Genomic DNA, 20686 nt, shown 5'->3' with positions numbered 1-20686 from the left:
ACGGCAATTCGACCTTCATTGGGGCTGTTTAAACGGCGTATATAAAGTCAGGTAATCAATTGCAATACCAATTATTGCAAAAATAGCAGGTTTGCTCAGACTCAGCTACGGGCAGCCTTTTGTAATTCGCGCGATCGCTGTTTTTCCGAGCGCGCCATAAACCACCAAGCAATCAAGCCAATAACCCCAACCACCAGCAGAATTAAACTCGCCAACGCGTTAATTTCTGGGTTCACCCCCATGCGTACACTGGAGAACACCAGCATCGGCAAAGTGGTAGCGCCCGGCCCGGCAACAAAGCTGGCGATAACCAGGTCGTCCAGCGACAGGGTGAAAGCCAGCATCCAACCGGCGATCAGCGCGGGTGCAATCATTGGCAAAGTGATCACAAAGAACACTTTCAGCGGTGTCGCACCCAAATCCATGGCGGCTTCTTCGATAGAGCGATCCAATTCACGCAAACGCGCACTGATCACCACCGATACATAAGCAGTACAAAAGGTGACATGGGCCAGCCAAATGGTAAACATGCCACGTTCCGACGGCCAGCCAAACGCATGCCCCATCGCCACAAACAGCAACAGCAACGACAGGCCGGTGATCACATCCGGCATAACCAAGGGAGCCGTCAGCATAAAGGCAAAACCAGTTGAACCGCGGAAACGGCCAAAACGTACCATAACAACTGCCGCTATAGCGCCAAGCACCACGGCAGCGGTCGCGGAGGCAGCAGCAATCGTCAAGCTCAGCCCAACGGCACTGATCATCGCCGAATCATGGAACAACTCAATATACCAACGCGTCGACCAGCCAGCCCACACCGTCACCAGCTTGGAACTGTTAAACGAGTAAACCACCAGCATCAGCATCGGTGCATACAAAAACGTGAAACCAATGACTAAAATAGCGATGCGCCACGGTGAACGTACTACCGGCAAGTTGTTCATCCCTGCCCTCCCATTTCCTTGTTCTGGTGCTTGTGGAACCAGAGAATCGGTACGATCAACAGCAACAGCATGACGGTGGCGACCGCCGAGGCCACCGGCCAGTCGCGGTTATTAAAGAACTCCTGCCACAACACCCGCCCAATCATAATACTGTCGGGCCCGCCCAATAGTTCAGGGATGACAAATTCGCCGACCGCCGGGATAAACACCAGCATCGATCCAGCAATGATGCCGCCACGCGTCAACGGCATAATCACACTGAAAAAGGTTTTCAACGGTTTGGCGCCCAGATCAAGTGAGGCCTCCACCAACGAGTAATCCAACCGTGTTAACGCGGTATAAATCGGCAACACCATAAACGGCAGGTAGGAATACACAACACCGATATACACTGCCAGATTGGTGTGCAGAATCACCAATGGCTGATCAATCACACCCAGCCACAACAGGAAGTTGTTAAGAATACCGTTGTTTTTCAAAATGCCCATCCAGGCATAAACCCGGATTAAAAACGAGGTCCACGACGGCAAGATCACCAGCAACAGCAAAATATTGCGGGTCGACGCCTTGCTGTGTGCCACTGCCCAGGCCAACGGATACCCAATGATCAGGCAGCACACTGTCGACACCGCTGCAACTTGCAGCGATTGCAAATAGGCGTCCAGATACAGCGGGTCGTCGGTCAGTTGCAGGTAGTTGGCAAAGTTAAGTGCAATATCCAGCTTACCCTCTGCCCAACTCATCAAGTCAGTATAAGGTGGGACGGCCAGCGCCAGTTCTGCCAGGCTTATCTTGAACACAATCAGGAACGGCAACAGGAACAATAACGTCAGCCACAGCAATGGCACCGCAATCACCAGCTTGCGGCCATGGGCCATCTGCAAACGCTGGAAAAACGCTTTCAATGGACCGGACGTTTTAGCCGGCGGTTCCGGCGGCGTGCGTTCAGCAAGCATTGTCATAATGATTTTTCCCCACCTTCTACACCGTCAACACGACACAGCTGTCGGCTTCCCAGCACAGACGCACTTCATCGCCCCAGGTCGGCATCCCTTTGCGGAAACGATGGCCGTTTTGCAACTGGGCACTGATCATCTGGCCGCTGAGTAATTTCACGTGATAGATAGACAAGTCACCGAGATAGGCGATATGCGCAACTTCCCCTACCGCAAAGTTGCAGCCATCTTGCGGCACGTCTTCGCATAACATGATTTTTTCTGGTCTCAGGGCGACCTGGATCGGCACGCCGTCTACCACCGAGGCATCAGAATCTACTTTGATCGCGTGACGCAAGCCGGGGCTTTGCAGGATCAATGCGTCCTCATGGCGCTCTTGCAGCACACAATCAAACACATTGACTGAGCCGATAAACTCCGCGCTAAAGCGGCTGTTCGGATGCTCGTAGATCTCTTCCGGCTCGCCAATCTGCACAAACTTACCGCGGTTCATAATGGCAATGCGACCTGCCATGGTCATCGCTTCTTCTTGATCGTGAGTTACCATCACGCAGGTCACACCGACACGCTCAAGAATGTCCGTTACTTCCAGCTGCATCCGATCTCGTAGCTTTTTATCCAGCGCCCCATAGGTTCATCGAGTAACAGCAATTTCGGTCGTTTAGCCAAGCTACGTGCCAGCGCCACACGTTGGCGTTGACCACCGGAAAGCTGGTGAGGTTTACGTTTGGCGAACTCCTGCATATGTACCAGTGACAGCATTTCCGCCACCCGGTCGGTGATTTCTGCACGCGGCATTTTGTCCTGTTTCAGGCCAAAAGCGATGTTTTGCTCTACCGTCATGTGTGGGAACAGCGCGTAGGACTGGAACATCATGTTGATCGGCCGCTGGTAAGGTGGCACGTGCGACATATCCTGCCCATCGAGCACTATTTGCCCTTCCGTCGGCTGTTCAAAGCCGGCCAGCATACGTAACAACGTCGACTTGCCGCAGCCCGAAGGGCCCAATAATGCAAATATTTCGCCTTTATAGATGGTCAGGCTAACGTCTTCGACCGCATTTTGGCCATCAAAGGTTTTAGTGAGGTTACGGATTTCCAGCAGAGGAGTGAAAACCTTCTGCGATTTGGCTTGAGGACGAGGGATGACGTCGTTCAATCGGGGTGCTCTCCGGTGCAAAACAGGACAAAAAACCACGGCGATTGCCATGGCCCAAAATGGCAACGCAGGCGGGGAGGACCCACCTGCTGGTTAATACAACGGGGAAAACCGGGCCCGGTATACTGAGCCCTGAGTATTACTTCCCGCTTTTAACTTTAGTCCAGGCACGGGTAATGACGCGGTCCAGTTTCGGCGACTGTACATTCAACGTGAACAGCTTGGCGCGAATATCCGCAGGCGGATACACGTTCGGGTTATCACGCACGTCGGCGTTCACCAGTGGTGTAGAGTCCTTGACCGCATTAGCATAGTAAACATGGTTACTGATATCAGCCATGATGTCCGGCTTCAGTAAGAAATTCAGGAACTGATAAGCGGCATCTTTACTTTTGGCATCTGCCGGCATGGCAAACATATCAAAGTAAGTCAACGCCCCCTCTTTTGGAATGGCGTAAGCAATGTTCACGCCGTTCTTCGCCTCTTTGGCACGGTTGGCGGCTTGCATGACGTCACCGGACCAGCCGATCGCGACACAGATGTCACCATTCGCCAGATCGTTGATGTACTGTGAAGAATGGAAATAACGGATGTTCGGGCGCAGCTTGAGCAGCAGATCATTTGCCGCACCGGTGTAATCCGCAGCGTTGGTGCTGTTAGGATCTTTACCCAGATAATGCAGTACGGTGGCGTAAACTTCGCTTGGCGCATCCAGGAAGGAAACTCCACAACTTTTTAGCTTCTCGAGATTTTCCGGTTTAAGGATCAGATCCCAACTGTTGACCGGTGCATCTTTGCCCAATACGGCTTTCACCTTATCAACGTTATAGCCGATACCGGTGGTCACCATCATGTATGGGATGCCGTATTTGTTATCCTTGTCGTTATGAGCCACCAGCTTCAGCATCTCTGGATCAAGGTTTTTGTAATTCGGTATTTTGCTCTTGTCGAGCGGCTCAAAGATGCCGGCCTGCGACTGACGCTCAAGGAAATTGGATGATGGTACAACCAGATCATAACCGGTGCTGCCTGCCATCAGTTTGCCTTCCAACACTTCGTTGGAGTCAAAGACGTCATACACCACTTTAATACCGGTTTCTTTTTGGAATTTGGCTAAGGTGTCCGGCGCAATATAGTCGGACCAGTTATAGACGTGCAGCGTTTTTTCCTCGGCTGACGCTGTGACGGACGCGGCCATCAGCAGGCCGGCAACAACACCCGATAACCACTTTTTACGTTGGGTGACCATCCGTAACTACCTCCAAAACAGGGGTGAATCATAGAATTGAACTTGTATCGCGAAATGATACAAAACCTTTCCTGATCGAGCGCAATCGTTGCAACCGCGGATTGAATGGCTATGCAGTTGATTGCATGTGCCTTTTTCTATTGCCCAGCCCGCAAGGTCACCAGGGGAATCGCAAGCCCTTAGCAGAATCAGCAGCATAACCGCTGTTGCCGGAACGCACCAGCCTCCGGGGTTAAAACCGGCTTTTATCGATTTTTTATGCAGTTTCTCTCTATGTGATACGCCATTAATGGCATAAACGGCGAGAAATATCTGGCAACAGAGGGTAAAACGCAGAATATATTATTGCGGAAGGGAATAATGGCAGCATGCCGCCAGAGGGGCGGCACACATAATGTACAGTGGGGATCAGTGCAGCATTGGATGGCGGTCAGCTGCAGCCGTGTTCTCTTCTTCGTCACCCATAAACAGCAGATCGTTCGCCCGCGCTTCGAGGATGACCATTGAGATTTGTTCTTCACCCTGCTGCATAAAGTGGGTGAACTGCTCCAGCGTGACACCAACGGCAATGCTGAGCGCCTGACAAACGATCAACTTCGGTAGGTTGTCATCCTGGATATCAACAAATGCTTTGATGGTCAGTGAACTAGCATTGATTTGGCTGAGATCAGCCACCAATGGGATCAGCGCAGTCGGTTTCACTTCGGCCAGTGCGGAGAACAGAAGCACGTTATCAACCAGATCAAGCTTGGCATCGAAAACGCCGTCGAAGTTTTGCATGTGCGGCAGGTGCAGCGCCTGACAGGAATCGCACTCAAAGAATGAAATGCCCGATTGATCCAGCCAGCGTCGTAACAACGCCAAATCAGGGACAATGAGTGAATCCATAATACCAGCCTCACAATATTCAAAACACGAAAAGGCGCATAGCTTACGGAATATTGCCCCGCTATGCCACGATCAATGCGGCTTAATTCGCTATTAGGGCAAATATGGCAGAGAAAAGGTCGTATCACCGCGTGCAGAAAAACAGATTCGCTTCGGGGCCATTAGCCCCCCGACTTCAGACGGAAACCCGGTCTGCCACGCTGTTCGATATACTCGATCATCATGCCCGCAATATCCAACCCAGTGGTGCTTTCCACGCCTTCCAAACCCGGTGAGGCGTTGACCTCCATCACCAACGGGCCACGGTCCGCACGCAAGATATCAACTCCGGCAACATCCAACCCCAGCGTGGTGGCGGCCTTCACAGCCATCGCTCTCTCTTTGGCTGTGATCACCACTTTGCGGGCCGTGCCACCACGATGCAGGTTAGAACGGAACTCGCCGGGCTTGGCCTGCCGCTCAATGGCTGCCACAACCTTCCCGCCCACCACCAAACAGCGCACGTCACTGCCCTGAGCCTCGCGGATATATTCTTGCACCAAAATATGGGCATTAAGGCCGCGGAAGGCATCAATCACGCTTTCTGCGGCCTGGCGAGTTTCCGCCAACACCACACCGATACCCTGCGTGCCTTCTACCAGTTTGACCACTAACGGAGCGCCGCCGACCAGTTCAATCAAATCACCGGTATCGTCCGGTGAATGCGCAAAACCGGTGATCGGCAGGTCTATGCCCTGGCGTGCCAGCAATTGCAAAGAACGCAGCTTGTCGCGCGCACGCGTAATGGCCACCGACTCATTCAGCGGATAGCTGCCCAATAGCTCAAACTGGCGTAGCACCGCAGTGCCGTAAAAGGTGATTGCGGAGCCGATACGGGGAATTACGGCGTCGTAACGCTCCAACTGACGGCCACGATAATGGATAGTGGGCGCAGCCGGATTAATGTTCATATAGCAGGAGAGTGGGTCAATAATATCAATGCAGTGGCCACGCTGTTCCGCCGCCTCTACCAAGCGCTTGCATGAATACAGCGTTCCATCGCGCGAAAGAATGGCAATTTTCACTCGTCACCCCAAAAAGACAAACACCTGTCAGGCAGGCATATCACCGACGGCCATCACTCAGACGCGCGGCTCACGATCGTTTTTATCATCTGGCATAGGTTTCACTTCGGGTTTACGGCGATCGTTTTGCGGCGGTTCACCACCGCGCATCAGTGGGCCAAAACCTTGCACCACGCGCCAGACCAGAAATGCAGCGGCGGGCACCATCAGTGCTACACCGAGAAAGATCATGCCTACCGCCGCCTGTGGCGACGCCAACCAACCCGGCAGTTGGACATGATGGTGAATGCTCAGATAAGCCAGCACCAACAACAGCATACCCAGGCCTTCCAAAACCAGCACCGGACGCGGTAAGTCACCGAATGAACGCATATTTTTTCTTCTCCCAAAGCTCTGCCTTCAGTGTAGTGAATTCCAACCAGCGGCGACAGCCCCGGCAGCTTAATCGGTTACATGAATCGGATTAACAGGTAATTCCTGCTTTTTTTTCGTCGACTCAACGGGCATAGTAACCGTCATTAACGCGGGTAATGCTTGGCTTTAGTCTTTTTGGACTGACAGAATGTCATTGCAGTTGCGATTAAATATTTAAATATCAATCTAAGGAGTGTTGCATGTTTGCAGTTATCTTCGGGCGCCCAGGCTGTCCTTATTGTGTCCGTGCGAAAGAATTGGCGGAAAAACTGACTGAAGAACGTGACGATTTCAACTTCCGTTATGTTGATATCCACGCTGAAGGCATCACCAAGGCTGATCTGGAAAAAACCGTTGGCAAGCCAGTAGAAACCGTACCGCAGATCTTCCTCGATGAGAAACACATCGGCGGCTGCACCGATTTCGAAGCCTATGCTAAAGAAAACCTGAACCTGTTCCAGTAAACTTCAGACTGAACGACAAAAAGGCGCTTATAGCGCCTTTTTTTATTGCCGTTCACGAGGATGGCAGTGCTGATAGGCTTGCAACAAACCGCGAACAAATAAAGCCAGCAGCGCACCGAATACACACCAGAACACCGCGCTGGTGGCATAAGCCAGTTCCTGCCAGAACGAAGAGGACGGCGTAAGCCAAAAATGGCGGATGATCAGACACAGTGGCAACGCATATAGCGCACCCAGTAGCGGGCAAAGAATACGTTTTTTACTCGACAGATAACTGGCGATCACGCCAGGTATCACAAACAACAGCAGGCCGGTTTCACCCTGATGCTCATGATCCGTACTGCCAAATGCCCCACTCTGCTGGCCGAGATACACCAGGCTGAACAGCAGAAAACAGCTTAAAATCCCCCACCAATACCGTTCACTCGCCATGTGCCCCTCCCGTTTAACCGCATTACCACACCATAAAAATCAGCTGTGCCACAAAACCCGTGACGCCTTGCCGTAAACCGACAACGCTGAACTGAACTTTTTCCTTGGCTTAAAGAGGGTTAAATGCGTACGGCGGCGCAGGAACGCAGCTTTATGCTGGCTGTCACGCGCCATTGCGACTAGAATAAACGCCGCCGATCGATGGTTCGAATCGCCTTCCGCTGGTTAGTTATTTATGACGTCGCTTTTTGACTGAATTTATATCTTATAGTTATTTATATCAAGCACTTACTGGTAAACAATAAGTTATCCTACGTGAACATAAACGTCGCTAGTTTGTTAAACGGTAACTACATCCTGTTACTGTTCGTGGTACTCGCACTGGGGCTGTGCCTCGGTAAAGTCCGTTTGGGCTCAGTTCAACTCGGTAATTCCATTGGCGTTTTAGTGGTTTCACTACTGCTGGGCCAACAACATTTCGCCATTAACACAGAAGCCCTCAATCTCGGCTTTATGCTGTTTATTTTCTGCGTTGGCGTGGAAGCCGGACCGAACTTTTTCTCGATTTTTTTCCGTGACGGCAAAAATTATCTGATGCTGGCACTGGTGATGGTCGGTTCCGCGATGGTGATCGCCATTGGGCTCGGCAAACTGTTCCATTGGGATATTGGCCTGACCGCCGGGATGCTAGCCGGGTCGATGACCTCAACCCCGGTATTGGTGGGCGCGGGCGATACGTTACGCAATACCATTACCAACGGCCCGGCCCTTCTCGCAGCGCAAGATCATCTGAGCCTCGGCTACGCCCTGACCTACTTGATTGGTCTGGTCAGCCTGATTTTCGGCGCGCGTTACCTGCCTAAGCTGCAGCATCAGGACCTCTCTACTTCCGCCCAACAGATTGCCCGCGAACGTGGCCTGGACACGGACAGCCAACGTAAGGTTTATCTGCCGGTCATCCGCGCTTATCGCGTTGGACCGGAATTGGTCGCCTGGGCCGACGGCAAAAACCTGCGTGAACTGGGTATCTATCGCCAGACCGGCTGCTATATCGAACGTATTCGCCGTAACGGCATTTTGGCGAACCCGGACGGCGATGCAGTGCTACAAGTGGGCGATGAGATTTCACTGGTCGGCTACCCTGATGCCCATGCGCGGCTGGATCCCAGCTTCCGCAACGGCAAAGAGGTCTTCGACCGAGATTTGCTGGACATGCGTATCGTCACCGAAGAGATCGTGGTCAAGAACAGCAATGCGGTAAATAAGCGTCTGAGTCAGTTGAAGCTGACCGATCACGGCTGCTTCCTCAACCGCGTGATCCGCAGTCAGATTGAAATGCCTATCGACGACAGCATCGTGCTCAACAAAGGTGACGTACTGCAAGTCAGTGGCGACGCGCGCCGAGTAAAAAGTGTGGCGGAGAAGATTGGCTTTATCTCCATTCACAGCCAGGTGACCGACCTGTTGGCATTCTGCGCCTTCTTTATCATCGGCCTCTTGATTGGCCAGATTACCATCCAATTCAGCAATTTCTCGTTCGGCATTGGCAACGCCGCCGGTCTGCTGATGTCCGGCATCATGCTCGGCTTCCTGCGGGCCAACCACCCAACCTTTGGCTACATCCCGCAGGGTGCGCTGAACATGGTGAAAGAGTTTGGCCTGATGGTGTTTATGGCTGGCGTAGGCCTCAGCGCCGGCGCGGGTATTGGCAATAGCCTGGGTGCCGTCGGTGGCCAGATGCTGATCGCCGGGTTAATCGTCAGTCTGGTGCCAGTGATTATCTGCTTCCTGTTCGGTGCCTATGTACTGCGCATGAACCGCGCACTGCTGTTCGGTGCAATTATGGGGGCCCGTACCTGCGCACCGGCAATGGAAATCATCAGTGACACCGCACGCAGCAATATCCCAGCCCTGGGCTATGCCGGGACCTACGCTATCGCTAACGTGTTGTTAACCCTCGCGGGCTCGCTGATCGTGGTGTTGTGGCCGGGGATCCTCGGCTAACTGATAAGCAACAAAGATGAATCAGTGGCAAAAATATTTTGAAATTTTTATCCCCGGTGAGAACTTTCCTTTCCGGGGGTAGTCTGAATTAGTGCCACTGCTTTTCTTTGATGTCCCCATTTTGTGGAGCCCGTTAGTCCCGCCTATTTAGGTTCAAGACTAGCGGGTTTTTTATTGCCTGAATAAAATCCACAGGGGCAAAATCACAAGGTTTGCGAGTAGCTGACCCATTTAGACATGTCCTGATGGGAGATATTTCCACCGCACACTACGAGCCCAATGACGGCGTCAGCGGGCAGTTGGGGAGCAATAGCCATAACCGCAGGTATCAGCGTTCCGGAAGCCAGTTCAACCCATAATTTTGCCTCTTCGCCAAAGGCCACCATTCCCTCTATCGCGGACTTATCCGATACCACAACCACTTCCTCGATATAAGCTTGAGCATGGGCCAGCATCATTTCATCAATGGCTGGCACCCCAAGGGTAGAGATAATTGAAGTGACCTCAATGTTAACCGGCTTGCCTGCACGCAACGCCTGATGCATCGAACTTGCCCCAGAGGTTTCAACCCCCCAAATTCTAATCTCTGGCTTTATGGCTTTTAGCGCGGTAGCCACACCGGCCAGCATACCGCCACCCCCCACCGCAACCAGGACGTCGGTAAGCTCTGGGCAGTCGGCAATGAACTCAAGCGCCAGGGTTCCATGCCCTTCGGCAATTAGCGAATCGTTGCAATCATCAATGACTACATATCCCTGTTCAGCCAAAGCTTTAGCCCGCTCAAACGCAGCGTGAACATCAGATTCCACGATAACGGTGCTACCCAGTTCACCCACCCGGTCGATGGCGGTTGCCGGGGCACTTTTCGGCATAATAATAGCGACCTCAGCCCCAAAGATCTTCGCCGCCTCGGCTATCGCAATGCCAAAATTACCGCCACTCACCGCCACAAACCGGTTATTTTTAACATCGTCCGCCAAGCTCAAAAACTTGTTAAGCACACCCCGAGCTTTAAAGGAGCCCCCCAACTGAGTGTTTTCAAGTTTAAAAAAAACCGGTCTCTGAATCTTTTCCGTTAATTTTGATCCAGGAATGGTGGGAGTTCGAATAACCTTTCCGGCTAGCCGCTCAGCCGCTTCAGTAATGGCGCTAAATTCAATTAATTTTTTCATTTTTGCCCAGTCAGGTGAATTTCGTTATTGCACGCATGACATTAAAGCTAACTTTTTAATCCTGCGGCCTTTATCGGTAATTGCTCGCTCCTCAAAATACAGATTTTCACCGTCGCTTTCTATTGGTTAAAGCTATTATGTGATGCAAAAAAAAACCGTCTGGGAAGGATTGCCGGCAACGCAATTCACTCTCCAGGCGGTCTCATTTTCGGAAAATCATTTAACCGTGCTAATGGTTAGCACACATTGGCATTACTTCTGCTCAGCTTTGCTCACGGTGTCTTCGGCTTTCCACACGCGGTATTTCACTTCGACATCTTTCGGCACGTAGACCACGATTGGCAGGCGGCTGTTGTAACGTTGCATGGCAGCGTCACCGAGGTTAGCGGCGATAAATTTCTGCTGCTTGGTGTTATCTGGGCAAGCCATCATTGTAGAAGCCGGCTCAGACAGCTTGTCCAATACCAGGTAGTCGTAGCCCCAGCCAGAAAGAGTTTTGCTTTCCAGCGTGCCGCCGATCATATGGCGGTTACAGTCCACTTCCAGCGTTTTGCCGATCAGCAATTCCACTTTGAAATTTTCTTCATGTTCCTGCTTCGGCAGGTAAATTACCTGACGGTTCATGCCTTTTTCGGCCTTCGGATATGGCGCGACCTTCTCCAGCGGTTGTTTGCTGATATCAGTGTCTTCGGCAGAGGTGGCAGCAATGGCGCTGGCAGAAACGGCCATCAGCAGGCCGGAAAATACAACAGATACCTTGTTCATGTTTTATCCCTACAGTTTATTAAACTCACCGCCCATAAGCTAATACACTACTGACTAGCTCGCCAGCAGTTTAATCTTCTTTACAATAAGCAATGATCAGTGACAAAAACCCGACACCAGCCATTAATTAGGATAAATCATTAACGGGGTGCATTTTGGGCAATATAAGCCTTCACCACTTGATAGACGTAATCCTGGCACGCAAGACCCGTCTGCGGGTCGTATTTACCCTGATTAGTCATATTGTTAGACAGCACGCGAATACCAACAAACGGGATGTTAAAGGCGGCTGCAATCTGTGCGGCAGAAGCCGTCTCCATTTCTTCAACCGAGGTATGATAATTTGTGTGGAAATAATCGATCCGGTCCAGCTCGCTGTTCCACACATCAGCGGACCCAATCACGCCCTCAACCACCTTACCCTGGGTATAGCTGCCTTTAACACCCTCTGCGACGGCCAGCAGTTTGGCATCTGCAGGGAATTGTCGGATCGTGTGGGCATTTTTATCTTCACCCGCGCTACCTTTCGACGCCAACAGATCCATCGGCTGCCACTGTCGTGAGTCACTGCCTTCGCCGGCCGCTTTCTTCGGTGTTTTAAACGCCCCCAGGCTGAGCGAATACTTGCCCAATACAATGTCATACACCTTCAGTGCCGGATCATGTCCACCTGCGGTACCCTGGTTGATGATCGCCACCGGATGAAACTGAGTAGCGGCAATCGCTGTAGCCGCCGCGGCATTGGACGTGCCTTTCAGGGTTTCTGACACCACTACAGGATAGCCATCTACAGTTCCGTGCCAAAAGCGCCAGCCGCCAATCTGCGTTTCACGTGGGTTATCCAAGCGCTGGGCAAAGCGTTCTGCTTCTACCGGCATTGCCCCCTGTACCACAATCGGCCCGGCAGCAACGCTCTGCTGCGCCATGACCAACGGTGAAAAAAACGTATTACAGGCAACCAACAGCGCAAAATTTAATTTTCTTGTCATCCCTACATCATCCCAATAAAAAGCAAACGATTACCTTAGCGTAAAGCCGTAAGCCCGCCTACCGCGTTCTGACCGCCAATGCTTAGCTGCATTAAGGTTTTCTTAAGACAGAATTATTACAGTACGACTATCTATTGATGTCACTGAGCCTGCGCGTGAACCCAAAACCTTCATTAAATCAATCCTCAACAACACCTCAAATTAAGACTAACGCCCTTTACTCCCTACCAGCATCCTTTTACCGTTGGCAGGTTTTAGGATTGATGGTCACCGGGTTGTTGTTCCTTTGGCTTTCACGCAACGAACAACTTGACTGGGCAATCAGCAATTACTGGTTCGACCCAGTCAGTGGGCATTTCCCTTGGCAGAACAATCATTGGCTGGATTTGATTAACCACCGCTTGCTGAAGATTGGTGTCATTACCGGTGCAGTATTGGCGTTATTTTGGGGAATTTACCGCCGTAACCCGCGCATGATCGTCACTATGGTGTTGATCGGTATAGGGCCATTGGTCGTTGGGATCCTGAAAGCCACCAGCGCGCATTCTTGCCCGTGGGATTTGATCGAGTACGGTGGCAAAGCGATGTCCTTCCCGCTCTTCGGCACAGTACCTGTAGAGCCTGGACCGGGTCGCTGCTTCCCCGGTGGTCACGCTTCCAGTGGCTTTGCCGTAATGGCACTGTTTTTCCTGTTTTATCCACAGCGCCCGCGCCTGGCTTACTGGTGCTGGTTCGGTGGCATTGCGCTCGGCATGTTGATGGGCTTTGGTCAGGTGATGCGCGGTGCACATTTTCTTACCCATAACCTGTGGGCGGGGTGGTGGGTTTGGTTCAGCCAATTGGCTGTTTATTGGACGGTAAGCGGTCTTATCCGCCGCAAGACGAGGTAAATATTATGGAGCAGTTGAATCATCTACTTTTCGCCTGGATCAATGCGACCCCGGCGTCCCCAGAATGGTTAATTGATGTTGCCACTTTTTTGGCACGCGATCTGATCATTATCGTGCCAGCGCTGATCATCGGGTTATGGCTATGGGGGCCGCAGAGCCAGCTGGTATCACAACGTGAAGTGGTTGCCAAAACGACGATAGCTCTGTTATTTGCCATGCTTGCAGCCGCCACTATCGGCATGCTGCTGCCACATGATCGACCATTCGTTGCGGGTATTGGCTATACCTTCCTGGCGCATGCACCGGACAGCTCATTCCCTAGCGATCACGGCACCGCTATCTTTACCTTCGCCCTGGCCTTCTTGTTCTGGCATCGGGTCTGGTCGGGTATTTTGTTGCTGATCGTCGCAGGTGGCATTGCCTGGTCACGGGTTTATCTTGGCGTGCACTGGCCGTTGGACATGGTAGGTGGCTTCCTGCTTGGCTTGGTAGGTTGCTTGTTTGCCCAGCTGGTATGGAATCTGTTTGGCGACGTCATCGCCACCAAACTGGCACGCCTGTACCGGTTCCTGTTCGCCTTCCCTATCCGTAAGGGCTGGGTGAAAGAGTAAGTCATTGTGCATTACAGCAGGGGCAACTCAGCCCCTGCTATCACACCACACCGGTCGTTACACAAAACTCACGCGTTTTTCCCGCTGCCAACATCATTCCCGGCAATTGACCCTCTCCATGCGGACTGCACGTGGCCGGTTGAATAAACCTGAATGCGTGAAGCCCCCCCTGTTGCGTTATAGGGCGCAAACCATAGTTGAACTGCGCTGTGGAAAAGCGCGTGACATACCGCCTCCCTTTTGAAGCCAACATAAAGAACTCCGCCTGATCGACATACAGTGACAGATCGTCTGAACACAATATCCCTTTTTCAGCAATATGGCCTAGAGGTGCCAGAGCCGATGCAGGCAGATTCTGTCGAAAGATCGCCGTAGGAATACAACCATAGTTAAGCTGGCAAACATAACGTAACGGTAGCGGTTCATCCGCAAGGTTGGTGATATGCATTTCAAGGGTGAACTGTGCGCTGTCAGCCGTTAAGCGCACGGCCGGACGCAGCCGACATCGTTGATCAGCGGGTTCTCCTGACGCATAAAGCGACATCGTATTATCTTCTATCTGTAGCCATACTTTCTGTTTACTCAATACTGAGCCGTCCTGATAAGGCCAGGGTGAATGAAAGGCAGAACTGCCCTCCAGTTTTCTCCTGACAAATCTGGCGCTACGACGACCTGACTTCAATGAGTAGCCGTCAAAATCAGCATCCCAAATCGTCAGGTCCCGAAAAGGAAGTACTCTTAGCACTCCGCGGCTGTTGGCCAACATCAGCACTTCCCCTGTTTCTTCAGTGCTGAACGCTGTAACAACAAAATCCGCATTGCGGAAAATTTCATCCGGTTGCGCCTTAAACTGCTCTGGCGCCAGATTTATCATTATATTCATTCTTTCCCCCTGGTTTTTCTCGTGGGTAACCCTCTACTCGGCATTGAAATGTTATTTAAATAACATTCAACACCCCCCACGTTACACACCAAACAGCCAAAAAACGATGATTTGTGCTTCAATTTTAAAATGCCGCTATGTTTAGCGGCATTACAATGTTACTATTCTAACATCGTTCACATCATGCTTTGTTTAAACTTCAATAAGGAATCAAGATGACTACCGAAAACATTGACTACGCCCGCTATGTCGACCACACCCTGCTGGCGATGGATGCCACGGAAGCGCAAATCGCTAAACTGTGTGAAGAAGCTCAACAGCACAACTTCTATGCTGTCTGCGTAAACTCAGGCTATGTGCCGTTGGCTGCACATCTGCTGCAAGAAAGCGAAGTGAAAATCTGCTCAGTAATTGGCTTCCCTCTGGGTGCCGGCCTGACCGTAGCAAAAGTCTTCGAAGCCAAAGCAGCTATTGCAGCTGGCGCGCAGGAAATTGACATGGTGATCAACGTGGGTTGGTTGAAAAGCGGCTTGCTGGAAGAAGTCAAAGCTGACATCGCCGCAGTGCGCGAGGTTTGCGCGGCGATCCCGTTGAAGGTAATATTAGAAACCTGCCTGCTCAGCGATGAACAGATCGTTCAGGTTTGTGAAATGTGTCGCGAACTCGATGTGGCTTTCGTTAAAACCTCTACTGGCTTCAGCACCGGTGGTGCTCGTGAAGAGCACGTCAAATTGATGCGCGCGACAGTAGGCAGTGAGATGGGTGTTAAAGCATCCGGCGCCGTGCGCGATCGCGCAACCGCCGAGAAGATGATTAAGGCAGGTGCTACGCGTATCGGCACCAGCTCTGGCGTAGCAATCGTTTCCGGTGATCAGGCTGCCGCCGGCAGCTACTGATAACCTGAGGCGTCCCAATTTCGGGCGCGCGCCGTGATAATCTGATGCGGGGTAATATGTCCAGCCAATGGCTGGTCACCTATTACCCCGCATTTGTGTGTTCGGCCCTAGAGAAAACCGAGGCTGTATCCCGTCATTGCATGTGAGTACTGATCGTGGTGTGAAGCGTAATGGCCAAGTAAGCCGCTCGAAACGTATAAATGCCTGCAAATGGCCAAATCCTTCGAGCTGCGGGCAATTATGGGACACAGCCTAATATATTGGCTCTTAACCCTGTGGGAAGACAGACAGATGGAAACACGGCGCGAAGAACGTATCAACCGGTTAGTACAAGCGTTAAAGCGCTCTGACAAGATCCACCTAAAAGAAGCAGCCGTGCTGTTGGGCGTTTCTGAAATGACCATCCGCCGCGATCTCAGCTCGGAACCGGCCGCCGTGGTATTACTGGGTGGCTATGTGGTGGCCGATCCCCGCAGTAACGGCGTGACTAACTACTTTGTTTCCGATCAAAAGGCAAAACAAGTTACCGAAAAACGCCGCATCGGTTTACTTGCTGCAGCACTGATCAGCGAGAATGACACGGTATTTTTCGACTGCGGCACCACCACCCCAGCGATCATCGATGCCATTGCTGATGAATTGGTCTTTACCGCAGTATGCCACTCGCTGAATACCTTCCTGGCGTTACAGGACAAACCTAACTGTAAAGTGATCTTGTGCGGTGGTGAATTTCGGCCGAACAACTACATTTTCACGGCGGTCGGTCGCCATAACGAGCTGGATCATATCTGCCCCAATATCGCCTTCATTTCTGCCGCCGGCCTGAGCCTACAGCATGGTGCAACTTGTTTTAACTTTGATGAGTTAGAAATGAAGCACCGGGCACTTGAGATGTCGCAACAAAAGATCCTGGTGGCCGATCACAGCAAATTCGGCAAAACCAAACCTGCCTGTATCGGCCCATTGACCCATTTCGACCGCGTCATCACCGATCGCCAGCCCGACCCACAGTTTGCGGAATTTTTCAGCGAAAATGCGATAGCCATTCGTTTTTAATCTGCACCCTACCGTCGACCCCGGTCGGCGGTGCCCTTCACTCGCCCCTCTATTTCGGCAATATACTGTGCAAATAATGCGCAATTGATTCAATTGTTTTATTATCCCTAACCTAAATCAGGTTAATAAATTGCAACAGTTCAGCAGGCTTATTCCTCACGCACAGATAAATCTGACGTAATATTACTTCTTTCTTCTACATTACAACGCGTTTATATGATAAATCGCAATAACCTCCACACGATAAATATCAACAATTACGTAACTAATTCGCTTTAAATATAACCAGCAAAGCGTATTTATATGATAAATACGTGCGTATTTTCCTCCGAATGTCACTCAACTAGTTCACCCACGTTATTAACGGGATATTTTAAATAAACACATATAAAACAATGCATTGAATGTGATTTCATTTAAAATAACAATGTGATCTACGTCACTAAAACCGTTTAATCCGGGTTTTTAGCTAGATCCAAACCCACGCTTAAAATATATTGCTCGGCTTGCTGACAACGGCAGTGTTTTATCTGGTTACAGATTATCCATACCAGATAAACTCTGAAACATTAATGAGAGCGTTTTCAGCATGAAATTTTACACAAGCGCGCAACATATGCATGAAAAACCAATAAAAAAGCAGTTAGCCGCACACATTACGCATTTGAGAGCATGATCACGGTTGTTTCTACTGTAAATCGTTATCTTGCCGCCAACGAAAATCGGCAGGCAACGACCTTCCGGCAGCGGTACCGATAGGATGCCCTCAACAGGCTAAATATCATTTGATTAATTATCCGGCATATATGTCCACGGTAATTAGCATAATTAACAACCAGGGGGACGCCAGTTATCCCCGCAAGCAGCACCTGATTCTTACCGATGCCGCGATCTCATATTGCGTCATTCGGTCTTAACCTTAAGTTTTGCCTTTAATTTTAAATTATCGTGTTCACTTCGGAGATATTTATGGACACTACACAGACCGGCACCATTGCCTCTGCGGCTTCTGGCTCTACCAGTACCTGGCGTAAAACCGACACCATGTGGATGTTGGGCCTGTACGGCACCGCGATCGGCGCGGGCGTTTTGTTCCTGCCAATCAACGCCGGTATCGGCGGGCTGATTCCCTTGATCATCATGGCCATCATCGCTTTCCCGATGACCTTCTTCGCTCACCGTGGCCTGTGCCGTTTCGTTCTCTCAGGCAAAAATGCCGGTGAAGACATCACCGAAGTTGTAGAAGAGCACTTTGGTATCAGCGCCGGCAAGCTGATCACTCTGCTTTACTTCTTTGCTATCTACCCAATTCTGTTGGTGTATAGCGTCGCCATCACTAACACCGTTGACAGCTTCATTACCCACCAATTGGGTATGACTTCGCCGCCACGTGCCATCCTGTCGCTGATTCTGATTGTCGGCCTGATGACCATTGTGCGTTTCGGTGAGCAAGCTATCGTGAAGACCATGAGTATCCTGGTATTCCCGTTTGTTGGTGTGCTGATGTTGCTGGCACTGTACCTGATCCCTAACTGGAGCACCGCCATCTTCGACAACGTGTCTCTGTCTGGCGCGGGCACTGGAATGGGTCATGGCCTGGTTATCACCCTGTGGCTGGCAATCCCGGTAATGGTGTTCTCCTTTAACCATTCACCTATCATCTCCGCCTTTGCAGTCGCCAAACGTGAAGAGTACGGCCAGGAAGAAGCCGAGAAGAAATGCTCCCGCATTCTGGGTTTCGCCCACATCATGATGGTGTTGACCGTGATGTTCTTCGTGTTCAGCTGCGTGCTGAGCCTGTCACCAGAAAACCTGGCAGAAGCCAAGGCTCAAAACATCTCTATCCTGTCTTACCTGGCTAACCACTTTAATAACCCGATGATCGCTTACATCGCGCCGGTTATCGCCTTTATCGCCATCACCAAGTCGTTCCTCGGTCACTACCTGGGTGCACGTGAAGGCTTTAACGGTCTGATTGCCAAGTCGATGAAGAGCCGTGGCAAAACCATCAGCACCAACAAACTGAACCGTATCACTGCCATCTTTATGCTGGTGACTACCTGGATTGTTGCGACCCTGAACCCAAGCATTCTCGGCATGATCGAAAACCTCGGTGGTCCAATCATCGCCATGCTGCTGTTCCTGATGCCGATGTACGCTATCCGTAAAGTGCCTGCAATGCGCAAATACAGTGGCCATATCAGTAACGTGTTCGTGGTAGTGATGGGCCTGATCGCCATCTCCGCAATCCTGTACAGCTTCTAATTAAGACCAGCCGGCGCCCCCTGCGCCGGCTTCTCTGCACGACCCCCTTTCCTGTATTAACGCCTAACACCTGAAGAAGGAGGCGAGACTATGGTCAGCGTTTTCGATATTTTCAAAATTGGTATTGGCCCATCCAGCTCCCATACCGTCGGCCCGATGAAAGCCGGCAAGCTATTTACCGATGAGTTGATCGCCAACCAGCAGTTGATGGATACCACTCGCGTAGTGGTGGACGTATACGGTTCATTGTCGTTAACCGGCAAAGGTCACCACACCGATATCGCCATCATCATGGGGTTGGCAGGCAACCTGCCACATGACGTGGATATCGACGGTATTGCCGGTTTTATTCACGATGTTGGGCAACGTGGTCGCCTGTTGCTGGCCAATGGCCACCACGAAGTGGATTTCCCGCTGGAAACCAGCATGAACTTCCACGGCGATAATTTGCCGCTGCATGAAAACGGCATGCGTATCAGCGCATTCGCTGATGAGCAACTGCTGCACAGTAAAACCTATTACTCGACTGGCGGCGGTTTTATCGTCGATGAAGAGCATTTCGGTCTGGCCGCGACAAACCCGGTACAGGTCCCCTTCCCATTCACCTCAGCACGTGACTTACAGCAACACTGCAAAGATGCCGGTCTGTCGCTGTCCGGCCTGGTGATGCAAAACGAATTGGCATTGCACAGCAAGGCCGAGATCGACGCTCATTTCGCCGACGTCTGGCAGGTGATGCGCGCCGGTATCGAACGTGGCATGAACACCGAAGGCCTATTGCCTGGCCCGATGAAGGTCCAGCGCCGCGCCGCCGCCCTGCGCCGTATGCTGGTCACTGGCGATAAGAACAATATCGACCCAATGAATGTGGTTGACTGGATCAACATGTTCGCCTTTGCCGTTAACGAAGAAAACGCCGCCGGCGGCCGCGTGGTGACCGCCCCAACTAACGGTGCCTGCGGCATCATCCCTGCGGTGTTAGCCTATTACGACCAATTTATTCGCCCGGTAAACCCTAATTCATATAGCCGTTACTTCCTGACATCCGGCGTGATCGGCGCGTTGTATAAGATGAACGCGTCTATTTCCGGTGCCGAAGTGGGCTGCCAAGGGGAAGTGGGCGTTGCCTGTTCTATGGCAGCAGCGGGATTGGCAGAATTAATGGGCGCTAGTCCGGCGCAGGTTTGTATTGCGGCCGAGATCGCCATGGAACACCATCTGGGGCTAACTTGCGATCCACTGGCGGGTCAGGTTCAGGTGCCCTGTATCGAGCGTAACGCGATTTCTGCTGTGAAGGCAGTCAATGCCGCACGTATGGCATTGCGTCGCACCAGCGAGCCGCGTGTGTGCCTGGATAAGGTCATCGAAACCATGTATGAGACGGGCAAAGACATGAATGCCAAATACCGTGAAACGTCGCAAGGCGGGTTGGCAATCAAAGTGGTGGCCTGTAACTGAATGCCCTTCATGCTTGAAGCAGCATCTGTATTGCCCAGTCACTTACCTGAGTAAGCTTCTGGGGACTCACGCACTTGCCGCAAATTCAATTATTTTGGCTATAACAAATCAAAAAGGGCGCAGTT

Annotated in this window: 19 protein-coding genes and 1 pseudogene; 8 read left to right on the top strand and 12 right to left on the bottom strand. The window is 51.4% G+C overall.

What is annotated here, in order from left to right:
- Positions 1 to 101 precede the first annotated feature (101 nt).
- The 7 genes and pseudogenes from potI to SGR01S_RS08565 all read right to left on the bottom strand — a co-directional run bounded on the left by potI (position 102) and on the right by SGR01S_RS08565 (position 6634).
- The gene (potI, locus tag SGR01S_RS08595) at positions 102 to 947 is read right to left on the bottom strand and encodes a putrescine ABC transporter permease PotI (protein ID WP_061807170.1); all 846 of its coding nucleotides are present in this window, start codon (positions 945 to 947) and stop codon (positions 102 to 104) included.
- Complete coding sequence (gene potH, locus SGR01S_RS08590; protein ID WP_082797612.1) at positions 944 to 1909, bottom strand: putrescine ABC transporter permease PotH; 966 nt, start codon at positions 1907 to 1909, stop codon at positions 944 to 946. Before potH ends, potI begins: the two co-directional genes overlap by 4 nt.
- A 19-nt stretch (positions 1910 to 1928) precedes the next feature.
- A pseudogene (gene potG, locus SGR01S_RS08585) lies at positions 1929 to 3061 on the bottom strand (putrescine ABC transporter ATP-binding subunit PotG).
- A 139-nt stretch (positions 3062 to 3200) separates the two neighbouring features.
- Positions 3201 to 4310 carry a spermidine/putrescine ABC transporter substrate-binding protein PotF gene (gene potF / locus SGR01S_RS08580; RefSeq protein WP_037420035.1) on the bottom strand — a complete coding sequence of 370 codons (1110 nt, stop codon included), beginning with the start codon at positions 4308 to 4310 and terminating at the stop codon, positions 3201 to 3203.
- A gap of 408 nt (positions 4311 to 4718) precedes the next feature.
- Positions 4719 to 5198: a type III secretion system chaperone family protein gene (locus SGR01S_RS08575; protein ID WP_037420038.1), complete on the bottom strand. Its 480-nt coding sequence runs from the start codon at positions 5196 to 5198 to the stop codon at positions 4719 to 4721.
- 161 nt (positions 5199 to 5359) lie between these two features.
- A complete protein-coding gene (gene rimK / locus SGR01S_RS08570; protein WP_061807168.1) occupies positions 5360 to 6262 on the bottom strand; it encodes a 30S ribosomal protein S6--L-glutamate ligase in 903 nt (300 codons plus the stop codon).
- A 57-nt stretch (positions 6263 to 6319) separates the two neighbouring features.
- Complete coding sequence (locus SGR01S_RS08565) at positions 6320 to 6634, bottom strand: YbjC family protein (RefSeq protein WP_037420041.1); 315 nt, start codon at positions 6632 to 6634, stop codon at positions 6320 to 6322.
- Between the two features lie 242 nt (positions 6635 to 6876).
- On the opposite strand from SGR01S_RS08565, the gene SGR01S_RS08560 reads away from it, so the two are divergent.
- Positions 6877 to 7140: a GrxA family glutaredoxin gene (locus tag SGR01S_RS08560; protein ID WP_012006074.1), complete on the top strand. Its 264-nt coding sequence runs from the start codon at positions 6877 to 6879 to the stop codon at positions 7138 to 7140.
- Between the two features lie 42 nt (positions 7141 to 7182).
- Here the strand turns inward: SGR01S_RS08560 and SGR01S_RS08555 are convergent, their stop codons facing one another.
- Positions 7183 to 7572 carry an inner membrane protein YbjM gene (locus SGR01S_RS08555; protein WP_037420044.1) on the bottom strand — a complete coding sequence of 130 codons (390 nt, stop codon included), beginning with the start codon at positions 7570 to 7572 and terminating at the stop codon, positions 7183 to 7185.
- Positions 7573 to 7887: 315 nt separating this feature from the next.
- Here SGR01S_RS08555 and SGR01S_RS08550 point away from each other — a divergent pair, with 315 nt between their 5' ends.
- On the top strand, positions 7888 to 9576 hold the full coding sequence (locus tag SGR01S_RS08550; protein WP_061807167.1) for an aspartate:alanine antiporter: 1689 nt from the start codon (positions 7888 to 7890) through the stop codon (positions 9574 to 9576).
- Positions 9577 to 9779: 203 nt separating this feature from the next.
- On the opposite strand, the gene SGR01S_RS08545 is transcribed toward SGR01S_RS08550, so the two are convergent.
- The 3 genes from SGR01S_RS08545 to SGR01S_RS08535 form a co-directional block, all read right to left on the bottom strand.
- Positions 9780 to 10748: a threonine ammonia-lyase gene (locus SGR01S_RS08545; RefSeq protein WP_061807166.1), complete on the bottom strand. Its 969-nt coding sequence runs from the start codon at positions 10746 to 10748 to the stop codon at positions 9780 to 9782.
- A 252-nt stretch (positions 10749 to 11000) separates the two neighbouring features.
- On the bottom strand, positions 11001 to 11513 hold the full coding sequence (eco, locus tag SGR01S_RS08540; RefSeq protein ID WP_061807165.1) for a serine protease inhibitor ecotin: 513 nt from the start codon (positions 11511 to 11513) through the stop codon (positions 11001 to 11003).
- Positions 11514 to 11653: 140 nt separating this feature from the next.
- Entirely contained in the window at positions 11654 to 12502 is an 849-nt protein-coding gene (locus SGR01S_RS08535; protein WP_061807164.1) for a 5'-methylthioadenosine/S-adenosylhomocysteine nucleosidase, read from the bottom strand.
- Positions 12503 to 12639: 137 nt separating this feature from the next.
- On the opposite strand from SGR01S_RS08535, the gene SGR01S_RS08530 reads away from it, so the two are divergent.
- A complete protein-coding gene (locus SGR01S_RS08530; protein ID WP_306303638.1) occupies positions 12640 to 13392 on the top strand; it encodes a phosphatase PAP2 family protein in 753 nt (250 codons plus the stop codon).
- A 5-nt stretch (positions 13393 to 13397) separates the two neighbouring features.
- The gene (gene ybjG, locus SGR01S_RS08525; protein ID WP_061807163.1) at positions 13398 to 14003 is read left to right on the top strand and encodes an undecaprenyl-diphosphate phosphatase; all 606 of its coding nucleotides are present in this window, start codon (positions 13398 to 13400) and stop codon (positions 14001 to 14003) included.
- Between the two features lie 40 nt (positions 14004 to 14043).
- Here ybjG and SGR01S_RS08520 read toward each other — a convergent pair whose 3' ends face one another.
- Positions 14044 to 14877 (bottom strand): aldose epimerase family protein, encoded by an 834-nt coding sequence (locus SGR01S_RS08520; RefSeq protein ID WP_082797616.1) that lies wholly within the window; start codon positions 14875 to 14877, stop codon positions 14044 to 14046.
- A 224-nt stretch (positions 14878 to 15101) separates the two neighbouring features.
- Here SGR01S_RS08520 and deoC point away from each other — a divergent pair, with 224 nt between their 5' ends.
- From deoC to SGR01S_RS08500, 4 genes are all read left to right on the top strand, one after another.
- Complete coding sequence (gene deoC, locus SGR01S_RS08515; protein ID WP_037420061.1) at positions 15102 to 15782, top strand: deoxyribose-phosphate aldolase; 681 nt, start codon at positions 15102 to 15104, stop codon at positions 15780 to 15782.
- Between the two features lie 291 nt (positions 15783 to 16073).
- Positions 16074 to 16838 (top strand): DNA-binding transcriptional repressor DeoR, encoded by a 765-nt coding sequence (deoR, locus tag SGR01S_RS08510; RefSeq protein ID WP_037420063.1) that lies wholly within the window; start codon positions 16074 to 16076, stop codon positions 16836 to 16838.
- 969 nt (positions 16839 to 17807) lie between these two features.
- Positions 17808 to 19103: an HAAAP family serine/threonine permease gene (locus SGR01S_RS08505; RefSeq protein ID WP_037420066.1), complete on the top strand. Its 1296-nt coding sequence runs from the start codon at positions 17808 to 17810 to the stop codon at positions 19101 to 19103.
- Between the two features lie 90 nt (positions 19104 to 19193).
- Positions 19194 to 20561 carry an L-serine ammonia-lyase gene (locus SGR01S_RS08500; RefSeq protein ID WP_061807160.1) on the top strand — a complete coding sequence of 456 codons (1368 nt, stop codon included), beginning with the start codon at positions 19194 to 19196 and terminating at the stop codon, positions 20559 to 20561.
- Positions 20562 to 20686 lie beyond the last annotated feature (125 nt).

Source organism: Serratia grimesii NBRC 13537 (assembly GCF_001590905.1).
Lineage (GTDB): Bacteria > Pseudomonadota > Gammaproteobacteria > Enterobacterales > Enterobacteriaceae > Serratia > Serratia grimesii.
This window is presented reverse-complemented; position numbering and strand designations above follow the sequence as displayed.